The organism is Haloarcula rubripromontorii (assembly GCF_001280425.1).
In the GTDB taxonomy this organism is placed as follows: Archaea; Halobacteriota; Halobacteria; order Halobacteriales; family Haloarculaceae; genus Haloarcula; species Haloarcula rubripromontorii.
The window spans coordinates 54265-80740 of sequence record NZ_LIUF01000004.1 but is presented as its reverse complement, the minus strand read 5'-3'; the positions used below and the strand labels follow the sequence as shown (position 1 = coordinate 80740).

Annotated in this window: 29 protein-coding genes; 13 read left to right on the top strand and 16 right to left on the bottom strand. The window is 63.5% G+C overall.

Going from position 1 to position 26476, the window contains the following annotated elements:
- Positions 1–10: 10 nt before the first annotated feature.
- The gene (locus AMS69_RS12745; protein WP_053968456.1) at positions 11–730 is read left to right on the top strand and encodes a metal-dependent hydrolase; all 720 of its coding nucleotides are present in this window, start codon (positions 11–13) and stop codon (positions 728–730) included.
- Here the strand turns inward: AMS69_RS12745 and AMS69_RS12740 are convergent.
- Entirely contained in the window at positions 727–2079 is a 1353-nt protein-coding gene (locus AMS69_RS12740; RefSeq protein ID WP_053968455.1) for an ATP-binding protein, read from the bottom strand. The genes AMS69_RS12745 and AMS69_RS12740 overlap by 4 nt on opposite strands.
- 324 nt (positions 2080–2403) lie before the next feature.
- Here AMS69_RS12740 and AMS69_RS12735 point away from each other — a divergent pair, with 324 nt between their 5' ends.
- Complete coding sequence (locus AMS69_RS12735) at positions 2404–2646, top strand: hypothetical protein (protein ID WP_053968454.1); 243 nt, start codon at positions 2404–2406, stop codon at positions 2644–2646.
- A gap of 244 nt (positions 2647–2890) precedes the next feature.
- Here AMS69_RS12735 and ilvD read toward each other — a convergent pair whose 3' ends face one another.
- Complete coding sequence (ilvD, locus tag AMS69_RS12730; protein ID WP_053968453.1) at positions 2891–4618, bottom strand: dihydroxy-acid dehydratase; 1728 nt, start codon at positions 4616–4618, stop codon at positions 2891–2893.
- 121 nt (positions 4619–4739) lie between these two features.
- On the opposite strand from ilvD, the gene AMS69_RS12725 reads away from it, so the two are divergent.
- Both AMS69_RS12725 and AMS69_RS12720 read left to right on the top strand, forming a co-directional pair.
- Positions 4740–5705 (top strand): beta-ribofuranosylaminobenzene 5'-phosphate synthase family protein, encoded by a 966-nt coding sequence (locus tag AMS69_RS12725; protein WP_053968452.1) that lies wholly within the window; start codon positions 4740–4742, stop codon positions 5703–5705.
- Between the two features lie 97 nt (positions 5706–5802).
- A complete protein-coding gene (locus tag AMS69_RS12720; RefSeq protein ID WP_053968451.1) occupies positions 5803–6903 on the top strand; it encodes an NADH:flavin oxidoreductase/NADH oxidase in 1101 nt (366 codons plus the stop codon).
- A 6-nt stretch (positions 6904–6909) separates the two neighbouring features.
- Here the strand turns inward: AMS69_RS12720 and AMS69_RS12715 are convergent, their stop codons facing one another.
- From AMS69_RS12715 to AMS69_RS12705, 3 genes are all read right to left on the bottom strand, one after another.
- A complete protein-coding gene (locus AMS69_RS12715; RefSeq protein WP_053968450.1) occupies positions 6910–7920 on the bottom strand; it encodes a DUF368 domain-containing protein in 1011 nt (336 codons plus the stop codon).
- A gap of 103 nt (positions 7921–8023) precedes the next feature.
- Entirely contained in the window at positions 8024–8275 is a 252-nt protein-coding gene (locus tag AMS69_RS12710) for a DUF7127 family protein (RefSeq protein ID WP_053968449.1), read from the bottom strand.
- A gap of 89 nt (positions 8276–8364) precedes the next feature.
- Positions 8365–9675 (bottom strand): phosphoribosylglycinamide synthetase C domain-containing protein, encoded by a 1311-nt coding sequence (locus AMS69_RS12705; RefSeq protein WP_053968448.1) that lies wholly within the window; start codon positions 9673–9675, stop codon positions 8365–8367.
- 119 nt (positions 9676–9794) lie between these two features.
- Here AMS69_RS12705 and AMS69_RS12700 point away from each other — a divergent pair, with 119 nt between their 5' ends.
- Positions 9795–10067, top strand: a complete 273-nt coding sequence (locus AMS69_RS12700) for a DUF7553 family protein (protein ID WP_053968447.1) — start codon at positions 9795–9797, stop codon at positions 10065–10067.
- Positions 10068–10144: 77 nt separating this feature from the next.
- Here the strand turns inward: AMS69_RS12700 and AMS69_RS12695 are convergent, their stop codons facing one another.
- Complete coding sequence (locus AMS69_RS12695) at positions 10145–10972, bottom strand: hypothetical protein (protein ID WP_053968446.1); 828 nt, start codon at positions 10970–10972, stop codon at positions 10145–10147.
- 304 nt (positions 10973–11276) lie between these two features.
- Between AMS69_RS12695 and AMS69_RS12690 the strand changes: the two genes are divergently transcribed.
- The gene (locus AMS69_RS12690; protein ID WP_053968869.1) at positions 11277–12050 is read left to right on the top strand and encodes a winged helix-turn-helix domain-containing protein; all 774 of its coding nucleotides are present in this window, start codon (positions 11277–11279) and stop codon (positions 12048–12050) included.
- Here AMS69_RS12690 and AMS69_RS12685 read toward each other — a convergent pair.
- The 7 genes from AMS69_RS12685 to crtD form a co-directional block, all read right to left on the bottom strand.
- Positions 12047–12370 (bottom strand): transcription factor S, encoded by a 324-nt coding sequence (locus AMS69_RS12685; protein WP_053968445.1) that lies wholly within the window; start codon positions 12368–12370, stop codon positions 12047–12049. The two genes, AMS69_RS12690 and AMS69_RS12685, sit on opposite strands and share 4 nt — an antisense overlap.
- Before the next feature lie 32 nt (positions 12371–12402).
- Complete coding sequence (locus AMS69_RS12680; protein WP_053968444.1) at positions 12403–13038, bottom strand: hypothetical protein; 636 nt, start codon at positions 13036–13038, stop codon at positions 12403–12405.
- On the bottom strand, positions 13031–13903 hold the full coding sequence (locus AMS69_RS12675) for a hypothetical protein (protein WP_053968443.1): 873 nt from the start codon (positions 13901–13903) through the stop codon (positions 13031–13033). Before AMS69_RS12675 ends, AMS69_RS12680 begins: the two co-directional genes overlap by 8 nt.
- Positions 13904–14036: 133 nt before the next feature.
- Positions 14037–14873, bottom strand: a complete 837-nt coding sequence (locus AMS69_RS12670; RefSeq protein ID WP_053968442.1) for an RAD55 family ATPase — start codon at positions 14871–14873, stop codon at positions 14037–14039.
- Between the two features lie 80 nt (positions 14874–14953).
- Entirely contained in the window at positions 14954–15835 is an 882-nt protein-coding gene (gene cruF, locus AMS69_RS12665; RefSeq protein WP_053968441.1) for a bisanhydrobacterioruberin hydratase, read from the bottom strand.
- Positions 15828–16712 carry a prenyltransferase gene (locus AMS69_RS12660; RefSeq protein WP_053968440.1) on the bottom strand — a complete coding sequence of 295 codons (885 nt, stop codon included), beginning with the start codon at positions 16710–16712 and terminating at the stop codon, positions 15828–15830. The genes cruF and AMS69_RS12660 overlap by 8 nt, the downstream gene beginning before the upstream one ends.
- 3 nt (positions 16713–16715) lie before the next feature.
- Positions 16716–18203, bottom strand: a complete 1488-nt coding sequence (gene crtD, locus AMS69_RS12655; RefSeq protein WP_053968439.1) for a carotenoid 3,4-desaturase — start codon at positions 18201–18203, stop codon at positions 16716–16718.
- Between the two features lie 133 nt (positions 18204–18336).
- Here crtD and AMS69_RS12650 point away from each other — a divergent pair, with 133 nt between their 5' ends.
- From AMS69_RS12650 to AMS69_RS12645, 3 genes are all read left to right on the top strand, one after another.
- Positions 18337–19512: a M24 family metallopeptidase gene (locus tag AMS69_RS12650; protein ID WP_053968438.1), complete on the top strand. Its 1176-nt coding sequence runs from the start codon at positions 18337–18339 to the stop codon at positions 19510–19512.
- 254 nt (positions 19513–19766) lie between these two features.
- Entirely contained in the window at positions 19767–19937 is a 171-nt protein-coding gene (locus AMS69_RS20660) for a hypothetical protein (RefSeq protein ID WP_170083701.1), read from the top strand.
- A 44-nt stretch (positions 19938–19981) separates the two neighbouring features.
- The gene (locus AMS69_RS12645) at positions 19982–20191 is read left to right on the top strand and encodes a ribbon-helix-helix domain-containing protein (RefSeq protein WP_004593281.1); all 210 of its coding nucleotides are present in this window, start codon (positions 19982–19984) and stop codon (positions 20189–20191) included.
- A gap of 8 nt (positions 20192–20199) precedes the next feature.
- Here the strand turns inward: AMS69_RS12645 and AMS69_RS12640 are convergent, their stop codons facing one another.
- Together AMS69_RS12640 and AMS69_RS12635 are read right to left on the bottom strand one after the other, a co-directional pair.
- The gene (locus AMS69_RS12640) at positions 20200–20610 is read right to left on the bottom strand and encodes a hypothetical protein (RefSeq protein WP_053968437.1); all 411 of its coding nucleotides are present in this window, start codon (positions 20608–20610) and stop codon (positions 20200–20202) included.
- 47 nt (positions 20611–20657) lie between these two features.
- Positions 20658–21332 (bottom strand): hypothetical protein, encoded by a 675-nt coding sequence (locus AMS69_RS12635; RefSeq protein ID WP_080508841.1) that lies wholly within the window; start codon positions 21330–21332, stop codon positions 20658–20660.
- A 126-nt stretch (positions 21333–21458) separates the two neighbouring features.
- Here AMS69_RS12635 and AMS69_RS12630 point away from each other — a divergent pair, with 126 nt between their 5' ends.
- Positions 21459–22145, top strand: a complete 687-nt coding sequence (locus AMS69_RS12630; protein WP_053968435.1) for a VOC family protein — start codon at positions 21459–21461, stop codon at positions 22143–22145.
- A gap of 147 nt (positions 22146–22292) precedes the next feature.
- Entirely contained in the window at positions 22293–22571 is a 279-nt protein-coding gene (locus AMS69_RS12625; protein WP_053968434.1) for a hypothetical protein, read from the top strand.
- 118 nt (positions 22572–22689) lie between these two features.
- On the opposite strand, the gene AMS69_RS12620 is transcribed toward AMS69_RS12625, so the two are convergent.
- Positions 22690–22992: a DUF5779 family protein gene (locus tag AMS69_RS12620; protein ID WP_053968433.1), complete on the bottom strand. Its 303-nt coding sequence runs from the start codon at positions 22990–22992 to the stop codon at positions 22690–22692.
- Between the two features lie 134 nt (positions 22993–23126).
- Between AMS69_RS12620 and AMS69_RS12615 the strand changes: the two genes are divergently transcribed.
- On the top strand, positions 23127–24371 hold the full coding sequence (locus tag AMS69_RS12615; RefSeq protein WP_053968432.1) for a LeuA family protein: 1245 nt from the start codon (positions 23127–23129) through the stop codon (positions 24369–24371).
- A 345-nt stretch (positions 24372–24716) separates the two neighbouring features.
- Entirely contained in the window at positions 24717–26474 is a 1758-nt protein-coding gene (gene ilvB / locus AMS69_RS12610; protein WP_053968431.1) for a biosynthetic-type acetolactate synthase large subunit, read from the top strand.
- Positions 26475–26476: the final 2 nt, after the last annotated feature.

Here is a 26476-nt window from a genome sequence, read left to right as displayed (position 1 = left end):
TGCATCCGGTATGGAACTCACATGGCATGGCCACTCGACGTGGCACGTGACAGTCGACGACACCGAGTTGCTCATCGACCCGTTTTTCGATAACCCACACACAGACACCGACCCAGAGGAACTGGACCCGGACTACGTGTTGTTGACCCACGGCCACGCCGACCACATCGGCGACGTGGACCGCTACGAGGGCTGTGGGCTCGTGGCCACGCCCGAGATTGTCGAGTACTGCGAGGACAACTTCGGCGAGTTCGACCCCGTCGGCGGCATGGGGATGAACCTCGGCGGCACCGTCGAAATCGGCGACGCCTTCGTCACGATGCACCGGGCCGACCACACGAACGGCATGGACACCAGCTACGGCACGAGCGGCGGGATGCCGGGCGGCTTTATCATCTCGGATACGAAGCCGACACAGGTCAGCGACGCGGAGTCGACGACGTTCTACCACGCCGGCGACACCGGCCTCATGACGGAGATGCGCGATGTCATCGGGCCGTTCCTCGAACCGGACGCCGCCGCGGTCCCGGTCGGCGACCACTTCACCATGGGGCCGATGCAGGCCGCCGTCGCCGTCGACTGGCTGGATGTCGACCACGCGTTCCCGATGCACTACGACACGTTCCCACCAATCGAAATCGAGACGCAGGACTTCGTGAACGAGGTCAAAGGCACCGGCAGCGACGCCGAGGTCCACGTCCTCGACGGCGACGAGACCTTCGAGCTTTAATCCGGTCGTTCCACGTCGGTCACAGTAAACCGGGCGCCGCCGTCCTCGCTGTCATCGACGGACAGCGACCAGCCGTGTTCTTTTGCGGTCCGGTTGGCGATGTAGAGGCCGAACCCACTGTTTTGCTTCTCTGATGCGTACCCCGCCTCGAACACCCGCTCCGGCGGCGAAACGTCGACGCCCGGCCCATCGTCCGCGACGAAGAACCCCGAAGACGTGGCACCGACCCGAATCGCCACGTCCGGCCCGCCGTGTTCGACGGCGTTCGAGAGCAGGATTTCGAGAAACAGGCGCATCGATTCCGGGTCGGCCAACAGTCGCCGATCCGATGTCACTTCGAGCGACGCGGCTTCCAGCGACAGCGAACTCCACACGTCCCAGGTGACCGTCGAGAGCCACTGTTGCTCGGGTTCGAACTCCGGCGAGTCGCTCGACGCCAGCGAGACGACTTTGTCGACGATACTGGAGAGTCGGTCGATGGACTCCTCCACAGCGCCAATGTGCTCGCCGTCAGCTTCGATCTGCGAGAGATGGCCGGTCGACACCTGGAGTTCGTTTCGGAGTTCGTGTGCGGCCAGCAGCGCCACCTTCCGGAGGCGTTCGTTCTGCTGTCTGAGAAGACGTTCGCGCTCCTTCTGGTCGGTGATGTCTTGCGTAATCCCGATAAGGCCAGCCAGCTCGCCTGTTTCGTCGTACCAGGGGACCTTCGATGTCCGAAGGTGCTTTCCCATCGACGGCGAGAACTCGTGGATGTCGAGGATGTCGGTCCCGTCGTTGATGACCTGTAAATCGTCACCGCGTGCCGCATCCAAATATGTCGCCCCCGCGGGGAGTCCGTCTTCGTCCCGCCGGCCGAGCAGTTCCGGGGGCGCGTACGACGAATTATTGAGCAACAGATAGTGCCTGTCATCGTCTTTCACGTACAGGTGTTCGGAGTACCGCTCAAACATCGTCGCAAGTATCGTCTCAGGTCTCGAAGCCGGTCGTGCGGCCATCGTCTCGCTGTTTTCGAGTGCCGCACCGACTGCGGCTGTCAGTTCCGGCGACCCGAGATCGTCGTCGGCGACCGCTTGAATGTGTTCTCCACGGTCCGCCTCAGAGCCGTACATGATTACCGGGAGCTTCGGATACAGACCGGTAGCCGCCTCCGCCAGATGTCCGCCCGCCATGCCCCCACACGTCACCGGGACGACGAGACAGTCAACCGCAGTACGTAGCAGTGTCGTATCGACGCATTCGGGGTCGGTCGTCTCGACCGTGGCGTCGATTGCTGCCTGTTCAAGTGCCGCCTGTAACCGCTTTCCGGCAGCAGTCTCGGCGGTGATGAGGAGGACGGTCGGCGGGGACATCAACACGCCTGCAATTTGCACTGGGATTGTAAATAGGTTTAGTAGTCATGATAAATATAAAATAGGACGTAGTAGCGGGATGCGCTCCTACAAGTTATATTGGACACTGCTGTCCGCAGTGACCAGCTGTTGCCTTAATCGTCTCGGTGAATGGGCTAAATGCCCGCTATACGGAACTCTCACATCGCGAGGGCTATTTCTCGATTAGAGAACTGTACGGTAGTCGATAGAGACTGCCGTCGATGGGCACAGTCTATCGCCGTTTATGACATCTATGTGAAATAATTCACAACACCCGAGTATCCGGACGGCGTATAGTCAGGTGTGTCCGAAACGTACGTGTGTGCCCGATGCCAGGCCGGCGTCGAGCGGGACTTCGAGGTTCGGTCGATAATCAAGACCTGCGATGACTGTGGCGAGAACGGACGGTTCCTCCACAGGTCGCTGGTCGAGTCGCTCGCTGAGATTGCCGCGGAGAACCGGCCAGACGGCTGGGAGCAGATGACGCTTGACGAGCGGTTCGAAGCGGCGCTGAAAGAAGGGCTTATCACGGTCACGCGGACGTGAACCGCCAGTGGGTCCGGCGGGGCCGTCGCAGGCGGGTGGTCCGTTTCGTGAGTCGAACCCGTGACCCGTGTCTCAGTCCCACTTCGCGCCGGGGTTCGTCATCGCACCGTTGGCCACCCACCTTTTTCGGCGTCCCCCTTCCTCGCGCCATCGGCGTTGCGGGAGGGGTCCTCGAAAAACGTGGGCGAAAAAGCGGGACCGCACTCCGTTCGGTCCCGTGAAATCGCCACCGCTGTTCCGGGCTTCAGTCCCACTTCGCGCCGGGGTTCGTCACCGCGCCGTTCGCCGCGGAGCCGAAGTCGCTGTGGTACTTCGCCAGCACGCCGCTGTCGTAGGTCGGTTCTGGGTCGTAGTCTTCGAGGCGCTGGTCCATCTCCTCGTCGCTGAGGTCGACCGACAGCTCGTGGTCGTCGATGTCGATGGTGACGGTGTCGCCGTCCTCCAGCGCGGCGATGGGGCCGCCGACGAACGCCTCGGGAGCGACGTGCCCGATAGAGAAGCCGCGGGTCGCGCCGGAGAAACGGCCGTCGGTAAACAGCGCCACGTCCTCGGCGTGGCCTTGCCCGGCGACGGCCGAGGTCACGCCCAGCATCTCGCGCATTCCGGGCCCGCCCTGCGGGCCCTCGTTCCGGATACAGATCACGTCGCCGGACTCGACGTGCCCCTCTTGGACGTACTCCATGGCTCCTTCTTCCTGTTCGAACACGCGGACCGGTCCCTCGTGGTGGAGGTGGTCCTCGCCGGTGATCTTGATGACCGCGCCGTCGGGCGCGAGGTTGCCCGAGAGGATGCGGATGGCACCGCGCTCGTGGATCGGGTCCTCGACCGGGTACAGGTAATCCACGTCGAGGTCTTCGATTGCCGGCGGGTCGATGCGGTCGAGTTCTTCCTTGATGGTGTTGCCCGTGACGGTGAGTTCGTCACCGTGGAGCAGACCGGCGTCGTGTAGTGCCTTCAGCACGACCGGGACGCCGCCGACCTCGTGGAGGTCGTTCATCACCCGCTCGCCGCCGGGCTGGAGGTCGGCGATCTTCGGTGTCCGGGCGCTGATCTCGTTGAACGTCTCGATGTCGAGGTCGATGCCGGCCTCCGCCGCGAGCGCGAGCAGGTGGAGGACAGCGTTGGTCGAGCCGCCGACCGCGACCTGCAGGGCGATGGCGTTCTCGAAGGACTCGCGGGTGAGGAAATCGGAGGGCGTGCGGCGCTCCTGGACCACTTCGACGGCGAGTTCGCCGGCCCGCCGAGCCTCTTCGTAGCGGGACTCGTGTTCGGCCGGCGGGGAGGCCGACCCCAGCGGCGCGAAGCCGAGCGCCTCGGAGATAGAGGCCATCGTGTTGGCGGTGAACATCCCGCCACAGGAGCCCGCGCCGGGACAGGCGTGGCGCTCCATCTCGTCGAGTTCGCCCTCGGTCATCTCGCCGTCGGCGACCGCGCCGACGCCCTCGAAGACGTTCTGGATGGTGACCTCGCGGCCGTCGTGCTCGCCGGGCATGATGGAGCCGCCGTAGAGGAAGACGCTGGGCAGGTCCGTCCGGATGGCGGCCATCATCATGCCGGGCATGTTCTTGTCGCAGCCGCCGATGGTGACGATGCCGTCCATTCGCTCGCCGAAGGTGACCAGCTCGACGGAGTCGGCGATTATCTCGCGGGAGATGAGCGACGCCTTCATTCCCTCTGTCCCCATCGAGATGGCGTCGGAGATGGTGATGGTCCCGAACTCGATTGGCATCCCCTCGGTGTCGTCGATGCCGTCGTAGGCAGCATCCGCCACGTCGTCCAGATGGACGTTACACGGCGTGATGTCGGCGGCCGGGTTCGCCACACCAATCATCGGCGAGGACAGGTCCTCGTCGTCGTAGCCCATCGCGCGGAACATCGCGCGGTGGGGGGCTTTCTCGTATCCCTCCGTCACCTCGGTACTCCGCAGGTCCGGGTCTTTTTCCGGACGTTCTTGCCGCTCCTGATTGCTCATATTTCACCGAGGCCATGGGCAACCTTAAATAACTTGTACTCGCGGTAGCGTCTCACACAGAAGCACGGCGAAACCCACCGGTGACAGCAGGTTCTTTTCCGTCGGGGACTTCCGCCGCTGTATGCCGACGGTCACGACCGCTGCGCGACTCCACTTCGGATTTCAGAACCTTTCGCTCGCCCACGAGCGCCTCTACGGCGGCGTCGGGCTTGCGCTCGACGAGCCGCGGCTGACCGTCGAAGCGACACGAGCCGAGACGGTCCGGTGTGACGACGCGGCGACCGAACCGTACGTCCGGCGCGTCGTCGACGCGCTCGACGTGCCGGGCGCGTCGGTCTCCGTCGACGAGCGGTTCCCGCGCCACGTCGGCCTCGGGAGCGGCACCCAGCTCTCGCTGGCGACGCTTATCGCCGTTGTCCGGGCGTATGACCGGACTGCCGACGCACGGACGTACGCGCCGCAACTGGGCCGGGGCGGCCGGAGTGGCGTCGGGGTGGCTGCGTTCGAGTCGGGCGGGTTCATCGTCGACGGCGGTCACCCGACGGAGCGGTTCACAGCCGAGCCGCCAGCCGAAGGTGACTGGGACGTGCCGCCGGTGCTGGCCCATCACGACGTGCCCGCACACTGGCGCTTTGTCATCGTCGTCCCGGACACTGACCCCGGACAGAGCGGGAGCGCAGAAGACCAGAGCATGCGGCAAGCCGTCGAGCGCGCTGACCCCGGCATCGCCGACGAGATTTCGACGTTACTGACCCGCCGGGTCCTCCCCGCGATTGCGACCAGAGAGCACAGTGACTTCGGGCAGGCCGCGGCGCGGCTGGGACGACTCAACGGCGCATGGTACGCCGACGAGCAGGGTGGCGTCTACCGCCCGCCCGCTGGTGAACTCGTCGACTCGCTGGCGAGCGCTCCAGTTATTTCCGGGGCCGGCCAGAGTTCTTGGGGACCCACCGTCTGGGGACTGACGACAGCGGACTACGAATCTGAGGGCCACGAAGCGGGCGTGCTGGCACTGGATGCGGCCGATGTCGATGGGACGGTCAGCGTCGTCGCGCCCCGGAACACCGGTGCCTCACTGACGGATTAGGGGCCGAGATTTCGACGTTCGACCTTTGACACCGGCGCAAGCGACGATGCTTGCAGTCGCCAATGCGGTTATCCGTCTCGCCAGCGAACCTCCGTCGATGACTGCACTGTTCTCACCGCTGGAACTCCGCGAGACGACAGTCCCGAATCGCGTTATGGTGTCTCCGATGTGCCAGTACTCCTGCGAGGCTCGCGACGGCCTCGCCACCGACTGGCACCGCACACATCTCGGGTCACGCGCCGTCGGTGGCGCGGGCTTGGTCATGACGGAGGCGACCGCTGTCGAAGCTCGCGGTCGCATCTCTCCGGAGGACCTCGGAATCTGGAGCGACGAGCACGCGGCGGCGCTGGAACCGATTACGACGTTCATCAGCGACCAGGGCAGCGTGCCGGGCATCCAACTGGCCCATGCCGGTCGGAAAGCCTCCATCGAACGACCATGGGATGGCCACGACCCGCTCCAGCCCGACGACGGCGGCTGGGAAGTCGTCGGCCCGAGTGACGACCCGTGGCCGTACGACGACGAGGCCCCACCGACGACAGCACTCGACCAGGACGGCATCGAGTCCGTCATCGATTCGTTCCGCGCCGCCGCCGAGCGCGCACTTGACGCCGGCTTCGAGGTCGCGGAGGTCCACGCCGCCCACGGCTACCTCTTGCATCAGTTCCTCTCGCCGGTGACCAACCACCGCGAGGACGACTACGGCGGCGACTTTGCGGGGCGCACACGGCTGACACGGGAGGTCACCGCCGCCGTCCGCGAGGTCTGGCCGGACGACAAGCCGGTGTTCGTCCGTCTCTCGGCGACGGACTGGCTCCCCGACCGCGACGCGTGGACTGTCGAGGACTCCGTGCGCCTGTCGGACCAACTCGCCGACATCGGCGTGGATCTCATCGACGTGAGCGGCGGCGGCATCCACCCCGAGTCCAGCCCCGACTACGCCGGCCCGAACTACCAGCTCCGGTACGCCGAGCGGATTCGAGAGGAGACCGAGTCGGATATCGCCGTCGGCGCTGTCGGCGGCATCACGACGCCCGAGCAGGCTGCGGCCGTCATCGCTAACGACCGGGCCGATATGGCTATCGTCGGCCGCGAACACCTCCGGGACCCGTACTTCACGATGAATGCCGCGAGAGAACTCGACGCGACCGACGAAATCGAAGGACCGCCACAGTACCGCCGCGCCTGGGGCTTCTGAACCGCGCTAGACCTTATCGAGGTCGAGGTCGACGGCGTACCAGTCGAGGACGAGCAAGAAAACCGCGCCGACGGCACCAGCGGCGACGAACGCGATGAGTACGTCCGTCGAAAAACCTACATTCTCCTGAACTTCCACGACAGGGGCGCGTAGCGCGCCGACGACGAGGGCGACGAGGAAAGCCAGTGTCGCCCGGCGGTTGTAATCAAGCGCACGACGGACGACGCGGGCGATGGTGAACAGGCCGACAAGGCCGCCGAGGATGAACGTCACGACCGGCACGGCGGTCGTGGTCACGTCTTCGGCTGGCCCGCCGGTGACAAGGGCGATGAGGGCGTCGACGAACTCGCTGAGCGCCGTCGACATACGAGTGTACTGCCCGAGGATGATGAGCAACAGCGACCCCGAGATGCCGGGTAGAATCATCGCGCTGACGCCTATCATGCCGGCGAAAAAGACCAGTGCGAGGCCGCCACCACCTGTGGCGGCTGTCGACACCCCGGACACGTAGAACGCGACCAGAAACCCGAGGACTCCGGTCACGATCTGAAACGCGGAGTCAACCGTGAGACTGCGCAGTAACACCAGCGCTGAGGCGGCGATGAGCCCGAAGAAGAACCCGAAGAGGAGTGCCGGCGTCTCCTGGCTGGCGATGTGGACAATCCGCGTCACGATGACGACGGCGGTTGCGACACCGCCGACCAGCGCGAGCAGGAACCAAATATCTATTTCGAGGAGTTCGGAGAACGCGCTACGGACATCGACGCCGCCGTCAACGGGAACGAGCGCGCGAACGAACCGAATTATACGGCCCGGGGTGACGGCGGTAATCGCGGCGATGAGTCGCTCGTAGACGCCGGCGATGAGCGCGATTGTTCCGCCGGAGACACCGGGGACGCCGTCCGCGCTGCCCATACAGAGGCCAATGAGAAACGTTCGAATCCACGCACGAAGCGGCGGCACCGAGCCCCAAATCGTTGACAGAGCGCTCGGGTCCCGGTCGGGATGGGTGGTCATCACTGAACGCTTCCAGCATCACGCCCAAATCCCTTGTGGAGTTTCATCGTGTTGTGTGGTTGTCACAACAGCGGGTATGATTAAAAAGGAGTCCGCGACAGCGCTAGCTTCGCTGCGAGAGCGTGAGCACGCCGTTCCTGAGTGTCTGGACTGCCCCGGCGGCCGGCAGATCGATGTCGAACTCCGTCTGGAGGTGCGGGGCGTCGACGGCAACGATGGCTTCTGTTCCAATGACATCGACTGTCACGTGGTCGTCGCTAACCTGAAGCGAGTCGAGGTCGACGGCGACCGTCCAGCCGTCGTCGTGGTCGGTATGCGAGACGTGTAGCGGCGACCGTTCAGTTTGTGCGTCCATCCGTCAACCATGGGTACGTGTTACACACGTAAAGGTCCCCGTTCGGCGCGTGCCAAAGAGATGTAGTTGATGAGTCAGGCAATACGTCGTTACGTGGCCGGGCCGAGATAGCCCCACGCCTGCAACCGATCCCCATCACCGTCGACCCAGCGCTCACCGATGTCGTCGCGGTAGTACAGATTAGGGATGAGAATGTCATCGACGCGCTCGTAGGCCTGCTCTCGCGCCGCCTGCATCGTTTCGCCTTTGCCGGTCACGACCAGCGGCATCCCGCTCTCGCCGGCGACTCGCCACTGCCCGTCGACCCGCTTTGCGTCCTCGATGTGGATGCCCTCGCGGCTGTCGGACTGGAAGACGACCGCGGCGTTGCGGGAGTTCTCGTCGTAGGTTTGCTCGTCGTCGAACGGGAACGGCGGCAGGACGACCCGGACCCCGACCTGATACCCGCGATGGACCGCCAGTTCGGGGTCACGCCCGTTCGCCAGATCGAGGAAGAACTGCCCCGTTCCGGATTCGAACGACTCCTCCTGTAGCGTTATCGTCGGATAGCCAAAGCGCGGCGTGAACTCCAGCGGGTAGATACCGCTGTCGTTGACGATGCAGTTGACGTCGATGCTGCCGACGTACCCCTCGTCGGCGAGCCACCCCTCCAGTTTGCCGAGCGTCTCCGCGAACAGTTCGTTGCGCCCCGCCCAGAACATCGAGGTCCCCATCTCGCCGGTCGAGGGGCCGATGTTGCCCGGGAACAGCTTCTTGTGCTCGAAGTTGAAGTTGATGGGCTCGACGAACGACTCGCCGTTGAAGAAGCCACAGACGGCGATTTCGACACCCTCGACCTTCCGCTGGAGCTGGAACCCCTTCATGCGGTGGCCCCACGCCTTCTTGTACGCCCGGAGCACGTCGACGACATCGCTGCCGTCGTCCTCATTGCCGACGTAGAGGAGTCGCTTGACGTTCTGGACTTCTCCGAGCGGTTTGATGACGTACGGAGCCGGATTCGATTGGACGTGCTGGATGCCGGCGTCGAAGTCCTCGAAGACATGGTGCTCGATAGTGTCGACGCCGTGTTCTTCGAGGACCGCCATGGCGTAGCCGCGGTCCTCTTCGAGCGTGTCCGTGTTTGGTGTCCCGCAAACGACGGCGTGGCCGTCGGCCCGGAGTTGCTGTGCAATCTCGCCGGTACCGATATCGCTGCCGACCCAGATATCGTCGAAGATGACGACATCGGCCCAGTCGAGGTCCCCGCGCCAGTCGTCGGTTTTCGGGACAAATCCATCGGCGATTTCCCTGTCGCTGTCGGCCTCGATGTAGTACTTCACGTCGTGCCCCTCTCGGGCGACCTGCCAGGCGATGTCGCCGATGAGCGCCGCATCCAGCGAACAGAAGAGGAAGTTTGCCATGCCCGGTCTGGGAGCGGGGACGGGGTAAGCGTTGCCTGTCCCCCCGCCCACTGTTTAGTTATGAGAAACCTGCTCCGATAAGCCGAACCGTTTTAGTCCCCATCTGTAAACTTCCACGTATGACACGCGACGAACTCGCGTCTGCGAGTGAACTGCTCGAATCGGCAGCCGAAGACACCGACAGCGACGAGGCGAGCGAACGTCTCGCCGAACTCGCCGACCAGCTCGACACCCTCGCGACAGCCGAACGCGGCCCGGACCACGGTCGGCTCGCCCGCATCCAGTCGGCGCTCAACGACCTGAGTAGCGGTGACGCGGAAGACGTAGCTGGCGTCATCGAAGACGCCGACGACGTGATCAACGAGTACCGGTCCGACCTCGAAGGGGTCTGAGGCGGCGCTCCTGCACCACCGCAGAGCTGTTCGGTGGCTTTCTACGGCGAAAAGACGTTCTCGAACGCGATAGATCGCTACGACTCGGTCGCGGTCTCCGCATCGACCGGCTTGACTCGGTGTGTCGCGTCGTTGTGATCTTCCGAGGCTCGCAGGTGATACGTGACTTCACGCGGCCCCGTCTCGTCGACGTAGGGACTCTTGCCATCGCGTGTAATACGCTCTGTTTCTCCCGGTGCCAGCTTACCGTCAAACCGTCCGACCGGCGTGTACGCGATGCGTGGGCCGGTTCGGTTGAGTGCGAGGACGTACCGGCCCGGGGTGTCGCCCGTGTTCGTGACTGTTATTTCAAGCGTCGGCATGGCTGGCTCAGTGACGCGCTCCGGCCCGGTAAAGGTAACATCGAACGAGGGGAGCGGAGCTTCGAGTCTGTTCTTGACAGGTTCCGGCGGCGTCCACTCCCCGCCGGGCCAGGAGAGTTGGGCGTCGCTGGCTGTGCCGGTTTCAGGGAGGTCAAAGACCAGTGGTCCACCTGCCTCGGTGAACTGTCGGCCCCACTCGCCGTCGCGATACAGGCCGTTTCTGAACGTTTCGGGGCTGTACGTCGACCCGTCGAATCTGAGCGAGAACGCGGCGCGGTCTACGCCGGAGCCTTCGACAGTCGCTGTGAGCACAAGGTACTGGCCATCAGCTGACTGGACAGTGATAGAGTCAGTGCCCGGGACCACGACACCGGGCATCACTACCGAGTGCGTAATCGTCACCGCGGGCGGCGGCCCGGTGTCGGATTCGCTAGCGGCCGGCGACGGGACCGGCGTCACTGTTTCGGTGTCAGCAGTCTCACCCTGACATCCCGCACCGGTGATAGCCAGTCCGCAGAGTGCCAGAACACGACGGCGGTACATGGCTTTGCGTTGCCCTGCCCTGAATAAATGCTTTCAGAAGGCTCAGGTTCTGTTTTGACCGACGGAGCCGTGTTCGTCCCGGAATAGATCGGTCCCCCCGCTCTGCATAGTTTGTATCAGTAGCATCCGGGCACTGTCTGCGTAAATAACATATTAATTAATGTTTGTGTCTAACCAAAAGCTTTTGACAATTCCATTGGTTTCAGTCAAATGTATATCAGGTTGGGGGATCGGGTGGCGGTACCTTCCCTACGTGGTGATATCAATGAGCAAATCAACGAACGGCCGAACGGCCCCCAAATCGATGCGTCACAAACAAATACTCGACGTAGCGGCCGAGAACCCTGAAGCGTCCATCGCAGAGCTTGCGGCCGAAGTACCGAGCGCGACAGCGGAACTGGTCGAGCGAGTCCTCGAAGAACACGGCGACCCAGCTGAGACCGACGAGACAGACGCGGCACCGAGTGAATCGTCGGCGGAGTCACAGCCACACCCGACCCCGGAGGACCTCTCGTCGACAGAACGAGAGACGCTCCGGGCGATTCGGCAACACCCCACTGCGTCCCAGCGAGATCTCGCGGAAAAGCTCGATGTGACTGCCTCGACTGTGAGCAATCGCGTCAACGGCATCGACGGGTTCGACTGGGCGAACCGAGAAACGTTCGCAAACGCGGTTTTCAGCGACGAAAAGACCGATTCGACGCCCTCGGACGAAGGTGAGGCGCTGGCATCCGAGAGCGCGTCCCCGGAGTCACCGGACACCCCTGACGAACGCGACGAACATGTGTCTGAGCCCGATACCGCGTCCGACGACGGCGACCGCTCGGCAGCGGTGGTCGAGACAGCGGCCGGCGAGGTGAATACCACGCTGACTACGTTCCAGTCGACTGTCGAGGACCTCTCCGCACAGTTGGCCGAGCTCGAAGGGCAGGTCGAAACCATCGCGGACGGCGGCGGCTCGCTGCAATCCGATCCGTTTCAGGATCCCGAACTCGTCCACAAAGTCGTCCATGCGTGTATGAACTCCGAGAACATCTCCGAAGAAGAAGAGCTCCAGATTCTGGAGTCGCTCCTCTAGTTGTACTCTCGCCACCGATGGCCACACTCCTGGCACTTGAAAAACCGCGTCGGCGGTTCGTCGGCTGACCCGGTCTGTTTGATCGTGTACCACGCTTTTCCGTGCCCGCATTCCTCACAGGTCACGTCGTCGGCCGTCGGCTTGCCCTCGAAGTTCGAGCCCGCTTCGGTCTCTATCAGTTCGTCGCCGCTCTGTTCGTCCGTGGTGACGAACTCGGCCGCCCGGTCCTCGTCTTTCGCGACCCGCGTGCCACAGGACTGACAGACCATCTCGTCACCGTCGGCGTGCATCATCGAACCACAGTCGTCGCAGAACTGCATACACGCCCGTCCGACACCGAGGCAAAAAGCCGTTACTGCTCGTCCTCGATCTCGTGTTGCTCGGCGACGATCGGACAGTCCAGCAGCCGGACCGTCTCCATGTCGAGGAACTCCACGATTTCAGTCCCCTCGTTCGTGCAGTGGGCGTTCGGCGGTTCGGAGAAGTGTTCACACTGCTCGCAGTAGCGGTGTTTCGACACCTCCGCGTAACGGCTCTCTGGCGCGCTCTTGCTCTCGTCGTCATCAGCGATTTCTGCCCACACTTTGTCGGCGTCGATGTGGTCGACATCGACCCGCTCGAACGCGCTTTCGGCGCTGCCGAAGGGGTCTTCGCCGCGGTCGTCCATCCCCGAGAACGGGTCGTCCGGGCTAGGTGACGACTCTGGAACGGAGTTGTCCGATTCAGCCGCCGAATCCGACCGGAACTCCTCCGTATCGACAGCCGAGAGGAGGTCGTCGACATCGGTCGCACCGGGACCTGTCTTGGATGCATCGTTGGCCGACGTGTCGCTCGGTTCGGCAGCAGTCCAGCCATCGTCGGACGGCTGGCGTGTGTCTGTCGATTCGTCCGTGTCGTCAGGCCCCGAGTCGAGGCGCTCGAACGGGTCGCCCTCGCGGTCGTCGCCGGGGTCAAGCTCTTCGAAGGGGTCTCGCTCGTCGTCACTCATGGGTCTCGCCCGGTTCAAGCTGTGCTGCGGCCACCAGCCGCGCCTTCGAGCGGATGATACCGCCCTCGGGTCGGACATCCGACACTGTCGTGTTGCAGTGTGGACACTGGGGTTCGGTCAGTAGCCCGATCTCGACCTGCTTGTCACAGTTTGAACACCGTGCCGTTGAGATATTTTCCTGTGCCGCGGCGCGTTTCAGCCGGTCGACCGCTTTTTGATTCTGGTCCCGACCACCTCGGTCGTCGCGAAGGTCGCTGACGACCCAGGCGACGCGGGTGAGCTTGTCTTCGACATCGTCGAGACGGTCGTCGATGTCGGCGATGCGTTCGTCCTGCGTTTCGAGCGAGTCGGTCACGTCACCTCGAAGCGCGGCGAGTTCCGTCTCTATCTGTTCAATCTCCTGTGTGAGTGCATCGATGCGGTCGAACTCCTCGTGGCTGTGGTCGGCAGGCGCTTTCGCGTCGGCCTCCCGTTTGACCTGTACGACGCGTTCGCGGACATCCTCGATCTTCGTCTGAAAGTCTGCTTCGAGCGACTCGAACCGATCAGCGAGCTGGCGTTCTACCGTGTCGACGACGTCCGGGACGCGAGCGTTGACGGCGCTCTCGGTTGCTGCTTCGACTGAGCCGTTCAGCTTCTCGTCCACGGTCGCGGCGACGACGGCATCCAGTTCGTCCGACGACGGCTGGATGTGGTCGCCCATCTCGCTGTCCGAATCGACCGTCGTCATGTATGCGGCCAGCAGTTGCTCCATGACGGCGTCGCGAGACACGCCGAGTGTCTCGGCCTGCTCGGTCAGCCACTCGTCTAGATCTGCAGATAGCTCGACGTACACTCCCCCGTCATCAGTCGACTCGGAGGACATTACGACACCCTTGACGAACAAGACTGATAAGGGTTTACCGCCGATTTCAGATACCGAGAGTTGAAGCGACTCCGAAGCACCGTTCTCGTTGTTCTCTGTCGACAGTTACTGCCAATTGTCCCGCCGACTATCGCTATCGAATCTTGCGCACGTCGCTGATATCGAAGCCGGCATCGCCCAGTTCCGTCTCGAACTGAACGATGTCCTCGTCTTCGATCTGTGAGAGGACGCCACGGAACTGCTGAACGACGAGGGTTCGAGCCCGGGTGGAGCCGCCGGATTCCCACGCAAACTCCATCGTTCCGTGGGATGCGTCGACGAGCTGCCCGTGTCGAACCGCCGACAGCGTCTCAGGATTAATGTGCAAGAGGAGCAGACAGCGCCACTGATGGGCCGCCTTCTGGAGCCCCTGGACGAGCGAGCTGATGTCCGCCCAGTCGACTTCCTCACCCATGGCGCTGACGAGGTCCGATAGCGAGTCGATGATGACGAGATTGTTCGCCGCCACCTCGTTCAGAACCATCCCGAGTGTCCCGAGCAGGTCCTCTCGCTCGTGGCGCGCCCGGAGGTCGGTGATCGACGCGGTTTCGTCGGCGTACCAGTCCCGGGGGACCGGGCTGATGTGGAAGTACCGCTCCGAGAGGTCGTGGAACTCGACGGCCCGGCTCCCCTTCTCGACCACGTCGCCGTCCATCGCCAGCCGCATCTCGCTGACCAGTTGGGACTCGTTCGCGGTGAAGGAGACGTAGTGGACCTCCTCCGGCGCGACGGCGTCCGCCGAGAGGTCACCGTAGTAGAGGTCGTGTAGCTCCGAATCCACCTGTCCGAGCCCGTTTATCAGCGCGCTCGTGTGCATGAACTCCCGGGAGCCAGCACCGGCCTCGCCGGAGAGCAAGACGACGCTCCCGGCGGGTGCCCCACCGTTGATGATGGAGTCGAGCTGGCGGATTCCAAACGGGATTCGATCCATACGTCCACCTACCTACGCGGTTGCTTAAACGCTTGGCTGTCACAGCGTCGTCAGCAGCGCGACAGCGAGCCTGCCGACCGTCACCGCCAGACGGCACGACCGACCCGAGTCTCTGAGAGGTCGAAGTCGAAGCGGTCCGTCCAGAGAAGGCCCGCTCCCAGCAGCGCGGCGATACCGACCGGGACCCAGTTCGCGTAAAAGAGGTTGATACCGCCCCACAGCAGGACAAAGCTCACGAGGTCATCGAGCATGAACGGACACGCTTCGAGCCGCTGTCGGAGCCCCTCGCGGTCGAACCCGAGGTCGAACAGCAGGACGGCAACCGAGCCTGACAGGAGCCAGCCGGCGTAGTTCTGCCACGGAACGCCGTAGAACTGGGGCACCGCGTATGTCCAGAAGCCGATAGCCACGGCACCCGGATCGAGTACGAGGTCGATAAGCATGACTGTCGAAAGCGTCGCCAGCAGCCGAACCGCGGTTGACGCCGCTCTGCTGCCGAGCAACAGCAAGACAAGCAGGTAGGCGTTCAGGACCAGCGGGAAGAAGAAGACCGGGAGGCCGAACGGGACCTCACCGAGCAACATCGGGCCGAGGTCGACACCGTAGGTAAATTCGCCGTATGGCCACCCGGTCCTGACGCCGACAAGTTCGATGCCGTAGGAATAGAGCGTCAGCGCAATCAGTGCCAGCCCAGCACGGCGGTCCACGAGCGGGAAGACGCCGGCCACGAGGGGTAATCGCATCACGAACGTGCCAAAGAGGACGAAGTAGGGATTGAACGCGAGCGGGTCCGGCAGGACTCCCTCGGCGCTGGCAAGCAGCGTGACCGCGCCGACGAGCGGGAAGACGACGGCGATGGTAAACCGGTTCTCGGTGACGAACTGGTCGAACCGCGCGGTCGCATCGGTTTTTGTCTCCGGGAGCGTCCAGCCCGCCAGTGTCCGGTCTTCGCCGCTACCCATACAGCATCACCCACAGCGCGATGAGCGTGAACACCATGCCGACGATGGTGTTGATCGCAGGATACCACCAATAGGCCTCGTCGATGTCGACGCCGACCCCGAGAATCCCGAAGACGAGGCCGGGGTAGACGAGCAGTAGCAGGCCGAACACCCAGTGCGTGAAGTTGAACGCGAACGATGCCATGAGCCAGCACATCACGCAGTAGTAGTAGGTGTTTGACTCGCCCAGAAACGTTGCCGTCGTCTGAATACCGGCCTCGCGGTCGGGTTCGATATCGGGAATCGCCGAGAAAGTGTGCATCCCCATCGCCCAGAGCCACGCCCCAACCACCGCCGTCGCCGGTGGAGCGACTCCTTCGATAGCGGTGTAGCCGATGACGCCGGGCAGGATGTACAGACCGTTCGAGATGGAGTCGAGGAACGGCGTCGTCTTGAACCGCAGCGGCGGTGCCGAGTACTCGACAGAGAGCGCAATCCAGACGAGCAGGGCCACGATCCCCAGCGTCGGCAGCCCGAGCATAAACAGCAACGCGAGCGCGCCGCTGGCGACGACGATTGCCGTGACGGCGCTGTCCCCGCGGTAGCTCACTTCGCGGCCCTCGTCTTTCTTGGGATTGTGTTCGTCGATGTCGGCGTCGAAGATGTCGTTGACGCCGTAAAGAAACACGTTCCCGGGGATGGTGAAGTACAGAAACAGCGCGATAGCCAGCGGCGAGAACAGCTCTCCCGGGCCGTCGGCCGCGTAGCTGACGCCGACGATGACCGGGCCACCGAGGTACAGCCAGAACCGCGGCCGGGAGAGGCGCAACAGGTAGCCCAGCAGCGTCTCCTCCGGCGGGATAACGGCGGTGATGCGGTCGGTCGGGAGTTCGGGCATTACTCAGGCGGTGTCCTCGATGAGCGCCTTCGCGGTGTGTTCGCCGCTGATGAGACACATCGGCACGCCGATGCCGGGCGTCGTGAACGACCCCGTGAAGTAGAGGCCGTCGACGGCCGACGAGCGGTTGTTGGGCCGCAACAGGGCCGTCTGGCGGAGTGTGTGCGCCAGACCGAGGGCGGTCCCCTCGGTGGCGTTGTACCGCTCGCCGAAGTCGGAGACGGCGAACTGCTTTTCATAGACGATGCGGTCGCGCAGGTCGACGCCGGTGTTGTCGGCGATGTCGGCCAAGACTTTCTCGCGGTACTCCTCCCGTATCTCGTCGCCGTCGTGCAGTCCGGGCGCGATGGGGACCAGCACGAACAGATTCGAGTGGCCGTCGGGAGCGACGCTGTCGTCGGTCTTCGAGGGGACACAGAGGTAGTAGGCCGGGTCGTCGGGCCAGGCCGGCTCCTCGAAGATGTCGTCAAAGTGGGGGTCCCAGTCCGTCGGCAAAACGAGCGTGTGATGTTCTAGTGGCTCCACGTCGCCCTCGACGCCCATGTACATGAGGAAGGCAGACGGCGCGTAGGTCTTGTCGTCCCAGTAATCGTCGTCGTACTGGCGTTCGTGGTCCGGGAGGAGTTCACGCTCGGCGTGGGCGTAATCAGCGTTGACGACCACTTCGTCGGGGTGGGTCGTCTCGCCATCCACCGTCTCGACGAGAAAGCCCTGCTTGCGGCGTGAAATCTCCGCGACCTCGGCGTCAGTCTCGTAGGTGACGCCGAGTTCCTCGCCGAGTTCGACTAGGCCGTCGACGACCGCGCCGACGCCGCCGTCGGGGTAGTAGACGCCGAGGTTGAAATCGACGTGGCTCATCATGTTGTACAGCGCCGGCGTCGTCTTCGGTGAGCCGCCGAGGAAGACAAGCGTGTACTGCATGATCTGCTGGAGCTTCGGGTGTTCGAAGTAGTCCTCGACGTGGCTCTGCATCGAGCCGATGAGCTGCAGGCCGACCGGGGCGGCGGTCATCACGTCGAGGTCGACCCAGTCGCGCAGTTCCGAGCGGTCCTCGTAGACGAACTTGTTCATCGCCGTCTCGTAGTGGCGTTCGCTGGTCGACAGATACTCTTCGAACGCCTCGCCCGCGCCGGGTTCGTACGCCTCGAACTTCTCGCGCATCTCGTCGTTGTTGCCGGTCACGTCGATCTGGTCGCCGTCTTTGAAGAAGATACGGTAGTGCGGATCGAGCCGCTGGAGGTCGTAGTAGTCCCGTGGCTCCTTGCCGAAGTACGCAAAGAAGCGCTCGAACACGTCGGGCATCAGATACCACGACGGACCCATGTCGAACCGGAATCCGTCCACCTCTAGCCGGGAGGCGCGGCCCCCAAGTTGCTCGTTTTTCTCCAGTAGCGAGACGTCCGCGCCTGCGTCCGCCAGGTAGCACGCAGCGGAGAGCCCACCGATGCCGCCGCCGACAACGGTCACGTCTTCACCGGACAAGTCACTCATTACTAGAACTGAGGGGCTGGAACGTCAATAAATGAGCGGCCAAACTGCATCGGTATGGTATTCGTGGCCATGTGTCGGGCCGTTCAGCGACGCAGTGGAGACGTATATGTGGATGGGGGCCAATCTGACACGTATGGAACCTGCTCTCTCAGCACTGGACGCATATCTCGACGACGCCGGCGTCGATGGCTACCTCCTCGATGCGGATTCCGAGGTGTCAGACCAGTACTATCTCTCGGGCTTTGACGCGCCGGACCCGTTCATCACGCTGTACGACGGTGAGACACATCTTCTCTTTCCGCGGAGTCTGGAGTTCGGCCGAGCCAAGCGCGAGTCTCGGGCCGAAACCGTCGAACGGTATGTCGACTTCGACCACCAGCAGAAAGTCGAGGAGTACGGCCCGGACGAAGCGGTCTCGCACGTCCTCGCTGATTTCCTCGCGGCCTACGACGTGGAGAGCGTGGCCGTGCCGCCGCGGTTCCCCCTTCGGACCGCGGACGGCCTGCGCGCACGCGGCGTCGACGTGACGGCCGACACCGACGGCATCGTCACGGAGATCAGGGCGACGAAAACAGAGACAGAAGTCGACCACATCCGGACGGCACAGCGGGCAAACGAAGCGGCGATGGCGGCGGCCGAGTCGCTGCTCGATGCGTCGGACATTGCCGAAGACGACACGCTCGAACTCGACGGCGAGACGCTGACCAGCGAGCGCGTCAAAGAGGAGATCGAGGTGACGCTGCTCCGTCACGGTTGCTCACTGGACGAAACAATCGTCGCCTGTGGTGCGGACGCTACGGACCCTCACGACCGGGGGAGCGGGCCGCTCCTCGCTCACGAGCCGATTATAATCGACATCTTCCCGCAGGACAAGGCGACAAAGTACCACGCCGACATGACGCGGACGTTCGTGAAAGGCGAGCCAAGCGAGACGGTGCGCGAGTGGTACGCCCTCACTGAGCGCGCGATGGAAGCCGCGTTCGACGCGCTGGAACCCGGCGCGACCGGCGCGGACGTACACGACGCTGTCTGTGATGTGTACGAAGACGCCGGCGAACCGACACTGCGTGACGACGAGCGGACGGAGACCGGATTCATCCACAGCACGGGCCACGGCGTCGGGCTGGACGTCCACGAGCTTCCACGGCTGGCACCGAACGGCGGCGAACTCGAGCCGGGGCACATCGTCACCATCGAACCCGGCCTCTACGACCCCGATGTCGGCGGCGTCAGAATCGAGGACATCGCCGTCGTCACCTCCGACGGCTACGAAAACCTGACCGAGTACGAGGTCCAGCTGGTCGTCTGAGTCGATTCAGAGCCGTTCCATCTGGTCACAGGACGAACAGGCCGATTTGGTGCAGTCGGTCCGGGTCCACAGGGCATAGATCCGAGACGCATGTTACTTGCTACCATCATTTTCCACAACTTCATCATGAACATTTATTATGAATGGGTCGAAAGGTGGTGATACTCAATGCTTGTATCCATTGTACGCCCCGCACACACCGCCCCCACTGCACTGCCTACAAACCACAGACGCCGGCCAACACGACCCCCAGGATGACAACACGAATCACGACCCCCCGAAACGACGACTCGTACCCGACAACCACGCTGCCTTTCGACAACGCGGACGATCAGTCCCGGTCCCGCCATGCGCCGAAGATGTTCTCTCCGACCAATCACGCGACGATGGGCCAGTTCGACACTGAGGCCACAGACCCGCGCTGAACTGGGACATAACGCATATCCCGACGGCCCGCCTCCGTCCCGATATGGCTGACTACACCACAGTATCCATCCCGAAGGACCTCGCGGAGCGCGTCGAAGAGACAATCGAAGGGACAAGTTTCTCCAGTACGTCCGACCTCGTTCGGTTCCTGCTTCGGAGTATCGTCGTCGAACACCAGCGGGAAGGCGAACTGACCGAAGCGCAGTTTCAGGATATCACCGACCAGTTACGGGACCTGGGCTACCTGGAGTAGTTGGGCCGCTACTGCGGATACTTCTCGGGCGGTTCGACATCGAGAACCGTAATCTCCTGGACCTGTCCGGCTCTGTCGAAGGCCCCGAAGGCGTCGATATCCCACGGCGGGATGCCGACGAAGACCACCTCGTGGAGGTCGTCGGTCTTGCTGACACCCATGTAGCCGTCTGGGTGGGAGACGAACCGACCCTGCGTCTGGCCGGCCGGCGTCCCCAGATCGACGCCGAACACTGCCTTCACTGAGGCCCCGGCTGAGGGGAGGTAGAAGTCAGTAAATACCGGTGTCTCGTCCGGTAGGTCCGCATCGGGAAGGTCTCCTGCAGGCGTGACGGCCAGCGAAATCGTCACGTCGTCAGGTTCGGCCTCGCTGGCGAGCCGTAACAGTGTCTCGACGAGTCCGCGTGTGACGTAGACCACGCCATACTTTCGCACGGCCCGGGTAAAACGGCGTCGCTTGCCCCGATTCAGCCGAGCACGAGCGACTTGAGGTTCTTCGCGTACAGCCCCGGCGTCCGGCCGCGGGACCCACGAAGTGCGTAGGCGATGGCCTCGGCGGCGTCCTCCATCACGCCTTCTCCGTGTCCGACCAGTACTCGCTCGGGGTCGAGGCGGCTCAGCTTCTTGGGCGGGAACAGGCGCAACATCGGGTGGACGCCGAGCCGCTCGTCGCCAGCGAGGAAGTAGTCCGCCGCCCCGACCGCTTCGGGGACGACCAGCGTGTCGTCGTCGTCGCCATACAGTGCGGCTTCTTGCCAGAACGCGTTGTCGATTATCTTGTGGACGCCGTAGTCCGTGTCCGGCAACTGTCGGTGCATGCGTTCGACCGGCGCGTCGATATCCTCTTCGACGCCAGACATCCAGTCGGGGATATACACTGATACGTCGTGTCGGTTTGCAACGGCGGCGCTGTCACGTTTGTGTCGATCCAGCAGAATGACGACGCCGGCAACCTCGCCGAACTCAGCGAACAGGTCGTCGATACCGTCGACGTCTATCGGGTCGACGACGAACACGCCGGCTTCCGTCTTGAGGACGTGACTCGCCCGGACCATCATTTCGTCGGGATACGGAATGTAGCTCACGCCGCGCTCCCAGCGGTTCGTCTCCAGCCACTCCGTTGCCTCGCCCTGGCCTTTCATTGGCATACGCCTCCGTACGAGCCTGAGGTGAATAAATGGTCGAGAACGGGAAACACGCGTGCTGGGATTGTTTCGCTCCCGAAACGGGTCCACAGCGGCTTTGTCGGTGGCGGTCGAAGCGCCGATATGCTCTCGTCGCCCGCCTGGCTCACGTTAGAAGTGAAGTATCCCGACCGTGCCACAGCGTTCTACGAGGCCTTTCTGGAACTCGACATCGTTTCAGAGGCCCCAGATGAGGCCGTACTCGCGGCCGGCGACACCGAAATCAGACTCCGCGCGCCGGGGACAGTGCCGCGCGGTGGGCTCCACACGCACTACGCACTGACCATCCCCGAGCGGGAGTACGACGACTGGTACGACCGGCTGGACGAGCGCTTCGACCTGGTCGAACACACCTTCGGGGACGCGCGCTCGCTGTACTTCTACGACCCACAGGGCAACTGCGTCGAACTCGGTGAGCGTGCGGTCGGCGGCACTGGCGTCACGGGCCTGTTCGAACTCGTTCTTGAAGTCGAAGAGCTGTCCTCGGCGGTGGAGTTCTACACCACGCTGGGGTTCGAGGTGGTCGACGACGGCCGTGACGAGGGCCGAGTCAGACTCTCGACCGGCGAACTCGATCTGGAACTGTGGTCGCCGCGGCTGGGCATCGCCGACGCCCGCGGCGGCGTCCACGTCGACTTCGGCGTTGTCGCTGCAGACCCGAAATCGACGGCCAGGGAGGTCGCCGACGACGCGCTCGCGGTCACGTCGGTCGATGACGGCGTGCGAATCCGGGACCCGGACGGCCACTACCTGACGCTGGTGTCCGCGTAGGCAGCCGCCGGTGTCGGCGCGGCCGACCAGCGGTATCGGGGGAGACACTCGCTGGACGCGAATATAATGACCTCCCCTGTACTAGTAGCCGTATAGACCCCTCATAGGCAGGTTCTTTTCGTGTCGATAGCCACCGTCTAAGTGAGGATGTCCCCAACTAACTCCCGGGCTGAACACAGTGTCCCTGCGAAGGCGACGCTGTTCTGTCCGGACTGTGGGCACCAGAGCAGATACGACGGTGACTGGATCGTGGTCGAGCGCGCCGCCGGCACGCACTACCGCTGCCCGGAGTGCCACGCTCAGATTGCGACCAGACCGAGCCACACTGACTGTGGAGCGTCCCGGTTCTTCGACACCTACTGGCAAGCGTGGAACCACGGCATTCGAGCGTGGAACGGACTGTTGCAGCGACTGCTCTCCCCCTGAGCGGTCGTGCTAACTGTGACGGCGTCGATCAAAACCGCTACGCTGCGGTTTCGGCGAATGCCCCACAGAAACGTATTATCTGCGACAGGGCCGCGGCGGATACAGGCCGCTCTACCGCTCAATCCAGGCGCTCGGAGTCGATGCTGACTCCCGGTGGCGTCACAATCAGGAACCCACGGAAGTGCATCAGTTCCCCGCCGGCCTCTCGGACAGGGCGGGCGAATCCGGCGGCAAGCTCGTTCAGGTCGCCATCGACGTTGAGAACCAGCACTGACCCACTCTCGATTGTCTGAATCCACTGTTCGGGCGGTTCTGACCCATCAAGGACTCCAAGCACGACGCGGTTGCTGCCGGCCCCGTCACGGTCCTCGTCCATCTGGTCCTCCACGGCCTGCAGGTCCAGGCCCTCGAAATCACTCATAGCCACATCCATGGGCGGATAGAGCAAAAATCCTCCCCACCTGTCTGACGCGCGGCAGTCGCACTGGCTGCAATACCCGGCCTGTAGCTGTGTGCCGTGTGGACGTGCCACCGTCTTATGGACAAGTATAAATAGTGGAAGCATCCAGTTACGGGTGCTTATGTCCAACAACGAGGGCACGTCGGAATCTCCGGCGGATCGAGTTCTTCCAGGGCACACTGGATTCCACGTCTGAGATTACAGACGCACGGATTTTCGACACCACGCTGCGCGATGGTGAGCAGTCACCACGTACGTCGTTCAACTACGAGGACAAACGCGAGATAGCCGCGCTGCTCGACGAGATGGGCACCCACGTCATCGAGGCCGGGTTCCCCGTCAACTCCGACGCGGAGTTCGAGGCAGTTCGGGACATCGCCGAGTCCACGCGAGTGACGACCTGCGGACTGGCGCGTGTGGTCGAGAAAGACATCGAGGCGGCCTTGGATTCGGGTGTGGACATGGTCCACACCTTCGTCTCGACGTCGGATGTACAGTTGCAGGATTCCATGCACGCGACCCGTCAAGAGGCGCTCGACACCGCTGTCGACTGTGTCGAGATGATCAAGGATGCGGGCGTCGAATGCATGTTCTCGCCGATGGACGCCACGAGAACTGACGAGGATTTCCTCGTCGACGTCATCGAGGCCACGTCCGCGGCGGGGGCGGACTGGATCAACATTCCGGACACGTGTGGGGTCGCCACGCCGCGGCGGTTCTACGACCTCATCGAGATCGTCGACGACTGCACCGACGCCTACATCGACGTGCACACGCACGACGACTTCGGGCTGGCGTCGGCCAACGCCATCTCCGGCTTCGAGGCCGGGGCCAGCCAGGCGCAGGTGTCGGTCAACGGCATCGGCGAACGCGCCGGCAACGCGGCCTACGAAGAGGTCGTGATGGCGCTTGAATCGCTGTACGACGTCGACACCGGAATCGACACCACCCGCATCACGGAGCTGTCGCGGATCGTCGAGGAGAAATCCGACATCGGGGTGCCGGCGAACAAGCCCGTCGTCGGGCGCAACGCCTTCTCCCACGAGAGCGGCATCCACGCCGCCGGTGTCATCGAGAACTCCGACACGTTCGAGCCGGGCGTCATGACTCCCGAAATGGTCGGGGCCACACGCGAACTCGTGCTCGGCAAGCACACCGGGGCGCACTCGGTCCGGGAACGGCTCGTCGACGCCGGATACGACCCGACCGAGGCGGAGGTCCGAGAAGTGACCCGCCGCGTCAAGGAGTACGGCGCGGAGGAGCAGGTCACCATGTCGGTGCTTGAACGGTTCGCCGAGGAGATCGGCGTGACCGAGGAGAGCGAGGAGGTCCGGGCGTAGGCCCATGCCTTCGCTTCCGGCCGTCACTACGAGTGAGCAGCCACCGGTGAGTACCCGGTTTCGAGTCGCTGTCCGCCAACAGCTATCACAGAACGTTTATTATTCGGGACGAACTGCATTCGGGTGTGATGACCGCGGCTGCTGGAAAACAGGTTCGAACCCCCGCCAGCACCGCGACCGCTATTCTCGGCGTGCGTATTGTAGGGGCACTATAGCCCCTCTCTTTACCTTTTCACCCCCGGCCGAATCGATTCGTCATACCACCACAGAGTCATCAGTCATGCACGCAGCACACACATCACCGCGGTATCGACCCCGAACACGAACAGACGGAGGGCTGACACGATGAGCGAACGCGCATCCGTCCCCAAGGAAGAGGACGAAACGGAGCCAGAAACTGAACCGGAGCCGGTCACAACGGGCGCACAATCGGTCATTCGTGCGCTTGAAAACGCCGGGACCGACTACGTCTTCGGCGTTCAGGGCGGCGCGATCATGCCCGTCTACGACGCGCTGTACGACTCCGACATCAACCACGTCACCATGGCCCACGAACAGGGGGCCTCACACGCGGCGGACGCGTACGGCATCGTCACCGGCGACCCCGGCGTCTGTTTCGCCACGTCCGGTCCCGGGGCGACGAACCTCGTGACCGGCATCGCTGACGCCAACATGGACTCAGATCCGGTCATCGCACTGACCGGGCAGGTCCCGACGGAGTTCGTCGGCAACGACGCCTTCCAGGAGACGGACACGGTCGGCATCACCCAGCCGATCACGAAGGAGAGCTACTTCGCCGCCGACTCCGACACCGTCGGGGACAATGTCAGCGAGGCGTTTGCCCTCGCCGACGCCGGCCGACAGGGGCCGACGCTGGTCGACCTGCCGAAGGACGTGACCCAGGGCGAAACCGAGGTCGAACCCGGTGCCCCCGAGACACCAGAGACCTACGAGGTGCCTGAGGAAGCGGACGACGAAAACGTTCAGGAGGCCGCCGAAGCGCTGGCCGAAGCCGACCGCCCGGTCATCCTCTCGGGCGGCGGCGTCATCAAGGCGAACGCCTCAAGCGCACTCCGGGAGTTCGCAAAGGAGTACGAGATTCCGGTCATCACGACGATGCCCGGCATCGGGAGCTTCCCCGAGGACCACGAACTCTCGCTTGAGTGGGCCGGGATGCACGGGACCGGCTACGCCAACATGGCAATCACCAACACCGATTGCATGCTGGCTATCGGGACGCGCTTTGACGACCGCCTGACCGGCGGCGTCGACTCCTTCGCCCCCGACGCGGAGGTTATCCACGTCGACATTGACCCAGCCGAAATCAGCAAGAACGTCTACGCTGATTACCCGCTCATCGGGGACGCCCGGAACGTGTTGCGGCAGCTGTTCGACGCGATGCCGCGTGCACCGGACGCCGACGAGTGGCGCGACCAGTGCCAGGCGTGGAAGTCGGAGTACCCGATGGACTACGACACGCCCGACGACGAGCCGTTGAAGCCACAGTACGTCGTCGAGCGGTTCTCGGACGTGACACCGGACGACACCATCGTCTGTACCGGCGTCGGTCAGCACCAGATGTGGGCCTCCCAGTTCTGGGAGTACACCGAGCCCCGGACGTGGGTGTCTTCCCACGGTCTCGGGACGATGGGGTACGGCGTGCCCGCCGCTATCGGCGCGAAACTGGCCGCCCCGGACCAGGAGGTCGTCTGCTTCGACGGCGACGGCTCGTTCCTGATGACCGTTCAGGGACTGTCGGTCGCCGTCCGCGAGCAACTGGACATCACCTACGTCGTCCTCAACAACGAGGCGGTCGGGATGGTCCGCCAGTGGCAGGACGGCTTCTACGAGGGTCGCCGGATGGCCTCGGAGTACCCGTGGATCCCACAGTTCGACAAGCTCGCCGAGGCCTTCGGCGCACGCGGGTTCACGCTCGAATCCTACGAGAACGTCGAGGAGACGATACAGGAAGCACGCGACTACGACGGCCCGAGCGTCATCGACGCCCACATCGACCCCGGGGAGAACGTCTTCCCGATGGTCCCAAGCGGCGGTGACAACGGCCTGTTCGCGCTCAACGAAGACCATCTGGAGATGCTCTAACA